The organism is Sulfitobacter brevis (assembly GCF_900112755.1).
GTDB lineage: Bacteria > Pseudomonadota > Alphaproteobacteria > Rhodobacterales > Rhodobacteraceae > Sulfitobacter > Sulfitobacter brevis.
The window spans coordinates 33,534-44,778 of record NZ_FOMW01000017.1; the positions used below are offsets into that span (position 1 = coordinate 33,534).

The 11,245-nt window shown below is 57.3% G+C and carries 8 protein-coding genes and 1 pseudogene; 7 read left to right on the top strand and 2 right to left on the bottom strand.

From position 1 onward, the window contains the following. Positions 1-775: 775 nt before the first annotated feature. From BM174_RS17820 to choV, 4 genes are all read left to right on the top strand, one after another. Positions 776-2,248: a caspase family protein gene (locus tag BM174_RS17820; RefSeq protein WP_093925202.1), complete on the top strand. Its 1,473-nt coding sequence runs from the start codon at positions 776-778 to the stop codon at positions 2,246-2,248. Positions 2,249-2,462: 214 nt separating this feature from the next. Then, complete coding sequence (locus BM174_RS17825) at positions 2,463-3,386, top strand: choline ABC transporter substrate-binding protein (RefSeq protein WP_093925203.1); 924 nt, start codon at positions 2,463-2,465, stop codon at positions 3,384-3,386. 87 nt (positions 3,387-3,473) lie between these two features. Then, the gene (gene choW, locus BM174_RS17830; RefSeq protein WP_093925204.1) at positions 3,474-4,307 is read left to right on the top strand and encodes a choline ABC transporter permease subunit; all 834 of its coding nucleotides are present in this window, start codon (positions 3,474-3,476) and stop codon (positions 4,305-4,307) included. Further along, on the top strand, positions 4,304-5,320 hold the full coding sequence (choV, locus tag BM174_RS17835) for a choline ABC transporter ATP-binding protein (protein ID WP_093925205.1): 1,017 nt from the start codon (positions 4,304-4,306) through the stop codon (positions 5,318-5,320). Before choW ends, choV begins: the two co-directional genes overlap by 4 nt. Before the next feature lie 64 nt (positions 5,321-5,384). Here choV and BM174_RS17840 read toward each other — a convergent pair whose 3' ends face one another. Both BM174_RS17840 and BM174_RS17845 read right to left on the bottom strand, forming a co-directional pair. Further along, the gene (locus BM174_RS17840; protein ID WP_093925206.1) at positions 5,385-6,824 is read right to left on the bottom strand and encodes an amidohydrolase family protein; all 1,440 of its coding nucleotides are present in this window, start codon (positions 6,822-6,824) and stop codon (positions 5,385-5,387) included. After that, positions 6,821-7,498, bottom strand: coding sequence for a GntR family transcriptional regulator (locus BM174_RS17845; RefSeq protein WP_218152947.1), 678 nt, complete (start codon positions 7,496-7,498; stop codon positions 6,821-6,823). The genes BM174_RS17840 and BM174_RS17845 overlap by 4 nt, the downstream gene beginning before the upstream one ends. Positions 7,499-7,688: 190 nt before the next feature. On the opposite strand from BM174_RS17845, the gene BM174_RS17850 reads away from it, so the two are divergent. The 3 genes and pseudogenes from BM174_RS17850 (at position 7,689) to BM174_RS17860 (ending at position 11,241) form a co-directional block, all read left to right on the top strand. Beyond that, positions 7,689-9,254: an ABC transporter substrate-binding protein gene (locus tag BM174_RS17850; protein WP_093925223.1), complete on the top strand. Its 1,566-nt coding sequence runs from the start codon at positions 7,689-7,691 to the stop codon at positions 9,252-9,254. Positions 9,255-9,326: 72 nt separating this feature from the next. Further along, positions 9,327-10,310: pseudogene (locus tag BM174_RS17855) on the top strand (ABC transporter permease). 13 nt (positions 10,311-10,323) lie between these two features. After that, entirely contained in the window at positions 10,324-11,241 is a 918-nt protein-coding gene (locus BM174_RS17860; protein WP_093925208.1) for an ABC transporter permease, read from the top strand. Positions 11,242-11,245 lie beyond the last annotated feature (4 nt).

Sequence of the window (11,245 nt, forward strand, 5' to 3'; positions counted from 1 at the left end):
GCATACCGTAAATTCTCTGACTATAAAGCCGTAAGCCGGCTGGTGAGGTGCAGAAATTTTCGAAGGGCAGGGAGGAGGCGGAAAATCCAGACTTCTAAATACTTCTGAAAGCTTCGAAGTTGAAGTTTCGGGAACCGTCAGAATGAATTTTGACCGGACGAGAATAATAAAATCAAATAAGACATTCTTTGTCCTGTGGTCTGGATTTTGCCTATAACTGGTGACTGACCTGCTTTACGGGATGCGGAAATGATTTCCCTTTCTGACAGTCTCAGATTGATAAGCTTCTATGATAAAAGAAAAAAATGGACATTAATAGAAATTCGTAATGTTAAGCTCGTAGAGCGGCGGCCGTTGCCCAGACGTAATTACCTAAAAAATAAGGACGACGCTCGCGAGAGCTTCTAACTGTAGGTTGTATTGGTATCAAGCTAAAATTTCCCGGGTTGCAGAGAAAACGACGGCAACTAGAACTGTGGGTATTATGGTAGATATTTCTGGATAATTTAAACATCCGGCTTGCCGAAGCCGGCAGCCAAGATCCCGTGAATGGTGGGCGATGCAGTCGGCCCGCTGAACAAGCCATTTTCTTAAGAAATTTTACAGAGTTTCTAAACATACTTGGTTGTAGTGCGCTACGCTCTGACAGGGATGCCCACCGTCTCTCTTGGGCTAGTATTTCGGAGCCTGTGACTGGCTTTGTATGAAGTGGTCCGAGCGGTTCATTGGGCTAAGTGTAGACTTTAACCTGTAATTTCAGTTCAAGGAGCACTTTATGCGCCTGATCTTTCCAATTCTCTTGTGCTTGCTGCCTCTCTTCGCATCTGCGCAGGAAAAGATGGCGCTGGTCATCGGAAACCAGGCGTATGAAACGCTCGAATCCGTGCAAACCGACTCCGAAGACGCTCGAAATGTAGCGCAAGCCTTAACCGCCGCTGGGTTTGACACGGTCACTTTGCACAACAGTGACGGGACGGATTTACGAACCGCATTGGACGATTTCGCCTTTAGATCCGAGACCGCAGATTTTGCCTTAATCTATTATGCAGGTCATGGCGCAGATGTGGCAGGTGAGAATGTCTTTTTTCCGGTGGACGCAAAGATTGGTTCGCCAGAAGACGTCGAGAAAACGGGGGTTACGTTAGGGCAATTGCAAGACGCGGTGGCCGGTGCCCGCAGGGGTCGGCTGATCTTGCTGGATTGCTGTCTACCCTTGGGCGGTATGGCAGCTTTGGAGGCAAAAGCCTCGGAAGGCGAAAGTCGGGAGGTTTTTCGCTCCGATGGCCTTGCGCCAGCGACGCCGCCGCTCGGTACGATGGTTATGTTTGCGTCGAAAGACGGGGAGCCGATTTTGAAGAGCGCTGGGAAACACAGCTACTTTTTGCAAGCTCTTGTTGATAATCTCACAACGACCGATCTCGAAGCTGCACTGGCCGTCAAAAAAGTAATCGCGGCGGTGGTTGAGGCGTCAGACAACATGCAAACCCCGAAGGTATACGGCAGTTTCTTTGCGCATCCGTCCTTTGCTTCTGGCGGTGAAGGCGGCAGTTCTGACTCTCCAACTGCGGATCGTCGCGCGGCTTGGGCGGCTTTAGAAGACGGGCAGGCAGCGAAATATGCGGAGATGGCCGAGGCTGGCGATGTCCGCGCGATGCTGGCATCGGCCTATGTCAAACTCGCCCCAGACGATCCGCGATATGCACCAGAGGAGGCTGCGGATCTTTTGCAACGTGCTGCGGCAGATGGGTCTGTGGAAGCGCAGTTTGAACTCGCGCAACTTTACGAGCGGGGGCTCGGCGTGGTGCAGGATAGTGATCGCGCGATGGAATTGTACCGCGCCGCTGCCGAACAGGAGTATCCTCCCGCCCTCAATGATCTTGGATTTCTATATTCTCAGGGTGGCTTGAACATCGGGCCGGACCAAGCGCGCAGTCTGGTTTATTTTGAACGTGCCGCCGAGGCGGGACATCCACACGCGCTGTTTCGCTATGCCGCATTGATAAATGACGGCAATATCAAGGGCAAAGGGCCGCAGGATGCCGCGCGGTATCTCTATCGCGCACTGAGGCTTGGCGCGCAGGAAGTTTATACGCTTCTCCGCGAAGATCCTGCGATATTTACTGTAGAGACGCGCAAGGCACTGCAAGAACTTTTGGCAAAGCACGGGTTTTACGAGAGTGCAATTGATGGCGATTATGGGGATGGCACAATGCGGGCGATTGATCTGGCATTCGGGCTGCGCAACTAGGGGCGCGGCAAAAACCACGCTCCTCTAGCGCACTGTTAGAAGGGTAGGATCTGCTGGCTGGAATTGCTTTTTTCACGATTAAATAGCTGTAGAGGCGTCCCCTCCTAAAAGACGCCACTCCTTAGGCTGACAACGAATCGTGTTGCAAAGCGGGGGTGAATGCCGTTTTATTGGCTCGCAAATCAATAAAAAACTCTCGGGGAGATTATCTGTTATGACACGCTTGTTTGCGACGACCGCTCTGGCCCTTACAATGGGCACCGCTGCCTACGCCGAAGGCTGTGAAAAAGTGACCTTCTCTGACGTGGGTTGGACCGACATCACCGCCACCACGGCCGCGGCCAGCGTGCTGCTTGATGCCTTGGGCTATGAGGCAGACGTGAAGATCCTTGCCGTTCCGGTTACCTATACGTCGCTTGCGGCGGGCGACATCGACGTTTTCCTCGGCAACTGGATGCCCACAATGGAAGGCGATATCGCGCCCTACCGTGACGCCGGCACTGTTGATACCGTGCGCGCCAACCTTGAAGGAGCCAAGTATACTTTGGCCGTTAACAAGGTCGCCGCTGATATGGGCATCACCAGCTTTGACGCCATCGCAACCAAAGCCGATGAACTTGAAGGTAAGATATACGGCATCGAGCCCGGCAATGACGGCAACCGCCTGATCCAGTCGATGATTGATGACAACGCCTTTGATCTCAAAGAGTTCGAGGTTGTCGAAAGCTCCGAGCAGGGGATGCTGGCTCAGGTCGAGCGCGCGACCCGCAAAGGCGAGCCAGTGGTCTTTTTGGGCTGGGAGCCGCATCCTATGAATGCGAACTTCGAACTGACCTACCTGCAGGGCGGCGATGATTTCTTTGGTCCTGATCTTGGTGGAGCAACAGTTTATACCAACACCCGCGCGGGTTATGTCGAAGAGTGTCCCAACGTGGGCAAGCTCCTGACCAATATGGAATTCACGCTGGCGATGGAGAACGAGATCATGGGCGCCATCCTTGATGACGGCGAAAAGCCTAACGATGCCGCCGCCGCATGGATCAAGAAAAACCCACAAGTTCTTGATACTTGGCTTGCTGGTGTCACCACTCTTGAGGGTGCCGACGCCCTTGAAGCCGCGAAAGCCGCGCTGCAGTAACCGACAGGTTACCTAACGAATTACCCGCCCCCGAAACATCGCGGGCGGGTATGTTTTATCTGCATTTGACATTTCATAGGGGGTCGCATGAACTGGCTGACCGAAAACAAGCTGCCCATCGGCGATGTGGCAGAAACTGTGTTTGACTGGCTCCAGATCAACGGAGAGTTCTTTTTTGACGGCTTGGCCGACTTGATGGAACGGCTGATCGACGCGATCCTCTGGGTGCTGCAAACGCCGCATCCGCTTATCGTCATTGCGGTTTTTGCCGGGCTGACATGGCTCATTCAGCGCAACTGGAAGACAGTCGCTTTTGTGGTGATCGGATTTTTGTTCATTATTAATCAGGACTATTGGGAAGAAACTACCGAAAGCCTGACGCTGGTGTTGTCGGCCTGTGTGGTTTGTATGGGCGTAGGCGTGCCGATCGGTATCGCTGCGGCACACCGGCCAAGGCTCTATAAGTTCATGCGCCCTGTCCTCGACCTGATGCAAACATTGCCGACCTTTGTCTATCTGATCCCTGCGATCGTGTTTTTCGGCATCGGCATGGTGCCAGGTTTGATCGCAACGGTGATCTTTGTGCTGCCCGCGCCAATCCGGCTGACCCAGCTCGGTATTGCTTCCACCCCGCGGCCCTTGCTTGAAGCCGCGCAGGCATTTGGTGCCAAACCGCATCAGACCCTTTGGAAAATCGAGCTGCCCTATGCGCTGCCGCAGATCATGACCGGCCTGAACCAGACCATTATGTTGTCGCTGTCGATGGTGGTGATCGCCGCCCTTGTCGGGGCCGATGGCCTTGGGGTGCCGGTGGTTCGAGCGCTCAATCAGGTAAATACGGGCCTCGGGTTTGAGAGCGGTCTGATTATTGTTGTCGTGGCAATCATGCTCGACCGGATGTTGCGGGTGGGTGGCAAATGAGTACAGCAGTTTCATTCAACAATGTCTCAATCGTCTTTGGCGACCGTCCCGCCAAGGCGTTGCCCTTGATGGATGCGGGCCAAAGCCGCAGCGAGATCGAAGAAGCCACCGGCCAGATTTTGGGCGTGCATGATTGCTCGCTCGATGTGGCCGAGGGTGAAATTCTGGTGCTGATGGGGCTCTCGGGGTCGGGCAAGTCCACGTTGCTGCGGGCGGTCAACGGGCTCAACCCTGTCGCGCGTGGCCACGTGACGGTCCATGATGGCGACTGGTCCGCCAATGTGCAGGAGTGTAACCCGCAGACCCTGCGCAAGGTCCGGCGCGAATGTGTGTCGATGGTGTTTCAGCAGTTCGGTTTGCTGCCGTGGCGCACCGTGCTCGACAATGTGGCGCTGGGGCTGGAGCTGAGCGGCGTGCCAAAGGGCGAGCGTATGGAGCGTGCCAAAAAGCAGCTGGCGTTGGTGGGGCTCAAAGACTGGGCCGATCGCAAAGTCGGCGAGCTGTCGGGTGGGATGCAGCAGCGTGTGGGTCTTGCCCGTGCCTTTGCCACCGAAGCGCCGATATTGCTGATGGACGAGCCGTTTTCAGCGCTTGACCCGTTGATCCGCACCCGCCTGCAAGACGAGCTGCTTGATCTGCAACGCGAGTTGAAGCGCACGATTATTTTCGTGAGCCACGATCTGGACGAAGCGTTCAAGCTAGGCGGTCGCATTGCAATCATGGAAGGCGCGCGCATTGTTCAAATTGGCACGCCGCGCGATATCTTCTCTAACCCGGCGTCGGATTATGTCGCTGATTTTGTGGCCAATATGAACCCGCTCGGCGTGCTGACAGCGCGTGATGTGATGCAGGCGTCAAGCACTGCGACAGGGCCTTCGGTTGCTGCCGAAACGCCTGTGCGCGATCTTATTGATCAAGTCAGCAGCACCCCCGAAGGGATCAGCGTTTCAGCCAATGGGGCGATCGTCGGCGTGGTCACTGCCCAGAGCATTGTCGAACGGCTGCGCAGCTGAAAATCCATCTCCGGCGGAACTTTCTTAGGAAATTTTCGCCGGAGGTAAAACCCTCAGAGTGTCTTTACTCGTCAGAGCCTGCGGCACGGTATGCGCCAGTCACACGTCGTGCCTGCTTCCATGAGTTAGCGGTTTCAACGCGTGCATCCATCCGTCCACATGCTGTGAAAACCCGATCAGCTTCGGCTTCGGCTTCCGTGAGAATCTCCTCAAGATCCAAGTGCGGAACGTGACGCTTTTCCATCAGCACGCGGCCATCCACCAACACTGTATCCACATCGGCGGCATTGGCAAAATGGGTGATCCGGTTGAGCGCCATGACAGGCGGCCACAGATGCGGTTTGCGGCCATCCAGCAGAACGATGTCAGCCCGCTTTCCGACCTCCAGCGACCCGATTTCATTAGCGACTCCAAGGGCGCGGGCGGCATCAATGGTGCAAAGCTCCAGTGCTTTTCCATCCGGCAACACAGCGGGGTCGCGGAAGTGCCGACGGTGATAATGCATTGCCTGTGCCATGTGACGGAACATATCAAATCCGCGATCCGGCGCGCCAGCGTCCGAGCCGAGACAGACAGTGACGCCAGCCTCCAGCAGTTCGGGCACGGGGCATCTGCCGATAATCGACATGATCGCTGACGGATTGTGAATGATTGTTGCACCGGTAGCGCGCAGGGCTTCAAAATCTGCGGGGATGAGGTCGACGCTGTGACCAAGTGCGGCCTTTGGCGACAACAACCCCAACTCCCGCGCCAGTGCGATGGTGCCGCCACGATGGCCGTCTTGCGTCAAGAGCGTGCCAGTGCTGTCCTGCAATGCGCGCATCGCGGTCGCCATTCGGCGGATTTCTGGCCCGTGGTCCGCCATATGGTCTTGCGCATAGACCGGTAAAATTAACGCAACGCCTGTGCGACGGCCGAGTAGATCATCGTGGCGATCAATCAGCTCGGCGCAGACCTCCATTTGTTCGTCAAAGCTAACGGGGCGGCGATCAGGGCCAAAATGTTTGGGAAACGGCAAGCGCCCCGGACCGACGGCCATGATGGTGCGCAAACCGGCTTGGACCGTTGCGTCGCAATGGGCGTCACCGGCGTCTGGCGTGTCGGTCCGCATGATATCCGCGCCACCGCCCAGCAGCGAAACTGCCGTGGTGACACCGCCCATCAGTCGCTCCATCTGGGCCAACCGCGCTTCGGCCCGCCAAAAGTCCGGCGTGGCGACACCTGCGTAAATTTCCTCACAGATTTGAAACCATAGGTCGCCGTCTGCGTCGCCTGCTGCGCGCACAAGGCCATGGCCCGAATGCGAATGCGCGTCGATCAAACCGGGCAGGGCGATTAGGCCCGCTTTGTCGATCACCCGTTTCGCAGCAGGGGGCGTGCCGGTGCCGATGGCAGCAATCAGATTGCCGTCTACCGCGATCCAGCCTGGCTCAATCACCCGCCGCTCGGGATCCACGGTGATGATGCTGGCGCAATGGATTAGAATATCATGGGGCGCTGTCATGACAGGATATCCCGCAAGTCGTTGGTTTCCTCGGTGGTGTCGTCCAGATCAAGCTTGCCTTCGAGGTGGTCGAGGTGATGGTCCATCAGGTGCTGCGCCCGCGCCGCATCGGCGTTACGGATGGCCTCTAAAACCTCGGCATGCTCATCAGGGCCGCAATCGGCCTGACTGCGGGTCTGGTACATCGCCATGATGAGAGAGGTGCGCGACACCAGATCGCGCAGCACTTCCCAAAGGTAGGGGGAGCCCGCAAGCTCCCCGATCAAAAGGTGGAACCCGCCTGACAACAGGATCGTCGCTTTGGTATCGCCCGCTGCGCGCGCGGCGCGTTCTTCTTCAACATGGGCATGCATCCGCGCGAGATCGTCAGCAGTGGCGGCGGCACAAAGCCGCGCCACGAGGCTGGTCTCAATCGTTCTGCGTGCAAAGAAGATATCGCGGGCTTCCTCGGTCGAGGGTTGCGACACGAAAGCCCCCCGATGCGGTACCAAGGTCACCAGCCCATCGTGCTCCAAAGCGGACAGCGCCTGGCGGACACGGGCGCGACTCACCGAGAATATCTCGGCCAGTTGCTCTTCTTTTAGGCGGGTGCCGGGCTTCAACTTGCGCTCCGCAATCGACAGCCAGATGCGATTGTAGACATCCATTTGCGGTGTGTCTGCGCTTGTTTCCATTGAATTCATGCTTGGTATCCTCCCGACCTTACAGGCAATTTCCAGTATAACAAGAAAGTAGGTCAACAATGATGTTTACACAAGAATAAATAATTGTAGACAATTTATGTCGCTTGTGTTTGCAATGTGGGTATCGCGGCCCTGCTTGATTTCCGCAGAGGACCGCGAACAACCAACGGGAGATTTGCCAATGCTTCGTCACCTCATGATGACCGCCACTGCTGTGACACTCGTCGCGGCTGGGGCCAGTGCCGAAACCCTGCGCTATGCCACAGCGCGGGATGTTTACGGGCTCGACCCACATGCCAGTACCGACAGTTTCACCAATATTTTCACCCACCACATCTATGAGCCGCTGGTGCGCTATGATGCGGATATGAAGATCGAACCGGCTTTGGCGACAGGCTGGGAAGTCATCGAGCCGACACGGGTACGGTTCAAGCTGCGCGAAGGCGTGACCTACCAAGGCGGTCAGAGCTTTGGCGCGGATGATGTGCAGGTTTCGCTGATGCGGGCAGTCGATCCGAAGTCGCCGCTGCGTGGCAACCTGCCCGGATTGAAGGCCGTCGAGATCGTCGATGACCTGACTGTAGATGTGATCCTTGAAGGGCCGACACCGCTGCTCAATAACTACCTTTCCAACATCTTCATCATGGATAAGGGCTGGCTGGAGGAGCACAACTCCGTGCCCGTCATCGATGCCAGCCAAGGCGAAGAAGGCTACACCACCAATAATGCCAACGGCACCGGCCCGTTTGCTCTGGAAAGCCGCCGCCCCGATGCGCTGAACGTGTTGGTGGTCAACGAGGGCTGGTGGGACACGCCGCAGCACAACCTGACACGGATCGAGCATTCTCCGATTGGGTCAGACGCCACCCGCGTGGCAGCATTGCTCTCCGGCGAGATTGATTTGATCGAGCCCGCGCCGTTGCAGGACGCGAACCGTATCGAGGCGACCGAGGGTGTCAAAATGCTGCAAAACCCCGGTTTGCGCAGCATCATGATGGGCATCAACATGGGTGACAGCCTGATTGACGGCAACGTTGAGGGCAATCCGCTCAAGGACGTTAAGGTGCGTCAGGCGCTGTACCACTCCATCAACATGGACCTGATCCGCGACCGTATCATGCGCGGCAAATCCCGCGTGACCGGCTCGCTGATTGCCCCCGCCGTGAAGGGCTATTCCGATGCGATGGACGCGCGCCTTGCCTATGACCCCGAAAAGGCCAAGGCCCTGCTTGCCGAGGCCGGGTATCCTGAAGGTTTCGCCTTTAACCTGAACTGCCCGAACGACCGCTACGTTAACGACGAGGCAATCTGTCAGGCGATGGCGGCGATGATGGCGCAGGCCGGTTTCGAGCCGCGTCTGGTGACCGAACCGCGCCAGATGCACTTCCAAAAAGTCGACAACCGTCAGGTTGATGTCTTCATGCTGGGTTGGGCGACACTCCCGATGCTCGACGGTTTCTCGGTCCTGTCGGCGATGCTGGCCTCACCGGGCGGTGAGTATGGCACGTTCACGCCAGCGGGCTATTCCAACGCCAAGGTTGACGCGTTGACCCATGCGGTTGCCGTCGAAGTCGACGAGGCTAAGCGTCTGGAAATGATGCAGGAAGCGTTGATGCTGGCCAAGGCCGATGTGCCATGGCTGCCGCTGCACCAGCAGCCGCTGTCTTGGGCCGCGCGCGACACCGTGGAAATCCCGCAGGCTGCCGATGATCTGGTGCGCCTCTGGTACGCGAACGTCACCAAGTGACCTAATATGGAGCCGGGGGTGACATATCTCCGGCTCCGCTGACGGACCATAAGCCCTAGAGAGGAATTCACCATGCTCGGCTTTCTCATCCGCCGTATCATCCAATCGGTTTTCGTCATGCTCGCCGTCGCTTTGATTGCGTTTATGATGTTCCGCTTCATGGGCGATCCGGTGAATTCACTGGTCGCCGAGAACGCGACCACCGAAGAGCGCGACGCCGTGCGCGAACGCCTCGGTCTCGATCAGCCGATCTGGGTGCAATATGGCCGCTTTGTCGCCCGTGCCACGACCGGCGATTTCGGCCTGTGATGGCGCAACGCGCGGCCGGTTTCGACGCTTCTTTCCGAGCGTTTTCCCGCCACGGCAGAGCTTGTGTTGGTGGCTGCGGGGCTTTCATTGGTCCTCGGCATCCCGCTTGGCATCCTGACTGCGCTCAGGCCCAATAGCTTGTCGGCGCAGAGCTTGCAGTTCCTCTCCCTCGTCGGGATTTCGCTGCCGACCTTCGTCACCGGTATTCTGCTCATCCTCATTTTCTCGGTCTGGCTGGGCTGGTTGCCTTCCTTCGGACGTGGTGGCGTTATCGATATCGGATGGTGGTCTACAGGGTTTCTGACCATTTCGGGCCTTAAGGCGCTGATTTTGCCCTCGGTCATGCTCTGCCTGTTTCAGCTTACGCTCATCATGCGACTGGTACGGGCCGAGATGGTTGAGGTGCTGCGCACCGATTACATCAAGTTCGCCAAGGCCCGGGGCTTGACCAACCGCTCGATTCATTTTCGCCACGCACTGAAGAATACGCTGATCCCCGTGATCACGATCTTTGGCTTGCAGCTTGGCGGGCTGATCGCCTTCGCCATTGTCACCGAAACTGTGTTCCAGTGGCCCGGCATGGGTGCACTTTTCATCCAAGCCGTAAGCTTTGGCGATGTGCCGGTGATGGCCGCCTACCTAGTGCTGGTCAGCCTGATTTTCGTCATCATCAACACCACCGTCGACCTGCTTTACGCAGTGCTTGACCCGCGCCTGCGTGTTGACAGCGCACGTTCCGCGCATTGATCCGGGGGAAGATATGATATCTGCAACTTTAAACCGCGCCTACGAGAGCGACATCGCTTGGAGCTTTCGCAAGTCTTGGGTGGCGCGCATCTCCAGCCTGCTGCTGATCGTGCTTTTCGCCGCAGCCCTGCTGGCGCCTTATCTGGCGACGCAAAACCCCTACGACATCTCGCAGCTCTTCTTGCTTGATAGTGAATTGCCGCCGAGCTGGGTGGCGGGCGGCGATCCGCGTTATCTTCTGGGCACCGACCAGCAAGCGCGCGATCTTTACTCCTCTATCCTTTACGGGCTGCGCCTGTCGCTGATCGTCGGGTTTGCCAGTGTCGCACTGGCTGCCGCTTTGGGGATTTCGCTGGGGCTGCTGGGTGGGTTTCTCGGCGGGATGGTCGATGGCGCAATCATGCGGGTGGCCGATATTCTGCTGAGCTTTCCTGCGATCCTTGTCGCTCTTTTGGTGAACGGCATCGCCCGCGGTGTTTTGCCGCCTGAGCGTCACGCTGATGCGGCGATCTGGGTGATGATCCTCGCGATCGGGCTGACCAACTGGGTGCAATATGCCCGAACCGTGCGCGGCTCGACGATGGTGGAGCGGCAAAAGGAATATGTGCAAGCGGCGCGGATCAATGGCGTGTCGGGGCTGAACATCATGATCCATCACATTCTGCCCAACGTGCTGGGACCGGTGTTGGTAATCGCCACAATTAACCTTGGCATGGCGGTCCTGACCGAAGCGACGCTTTCCTTCCTCGGTGTGGGCATGCCCGCAACCCAGCCGTCGCTTGGCACGCTCATCCGGATCGGGAATGAGTATCTCTTCTCCGGTGTGTGGTGGGTGGTGATTTTCCCCTCCGCCGTCCTGGTCATCCTCGTCCTCGCGGTCAACCTTCTGGGTGACTGGCTGCGCGACGCCCTGAACCCGAAACTGAGGTAGAAAC

Coding starts and splice junctions, on each gene's coding strand:
- BM174_RS17860 (WP_093925208.1), top strand. CDS start 10,324: ATGATATCTGCAACTTTAAACCGCGCCTACGAGAGCGACATCGCTTGG.
- choW (WP_093925204.1), top strand. CDS start 3,474: ATGAACTGGCTGACCGAAAACAAGCTGCCCATCGGCGATGTGGCAGAA.
- BM174_RS17845 (WP_218152947.1), bottom strand. CDS start 7,498: ATGGAAACAAGCGCAGACACACCGCAAATGGATGTCTACAATCGCATC.
- BM174_RS17850 (WP_093925223.1), top strand. CDS start 7,689: ATGCTTCGTCACCTCATGATGACCGCCACTGCTGTGACACTCGTCGCG.
- BM174_RS17825 (WP_093925203.1), top strand. CDS start 2,463: ATGACACGCTTGTTTGCGACGACCGCTCTGGCCCTTACAATGGGCACC.
- BM174_RS17820 (WP_093925202.1), top strand. CDS start 776: ATGCGCCTGATCTTTCCAATTCTCTTGTGCTTGCTGCCTCTCTTCGCA.
- BM174_RS17840 (WP_093925206.1), bottom strand. CDS start 6,824: ATGACAGCGCCCCATGATATTCTAATCCATTGCGCCAGCATCATCACC.
- choV (WP_093925205.1), top strand. CDS start 4,304: ATGAGTACAGCAGTTTCATTCAACAATGTCTCAATCGTCTTTGGCGAC.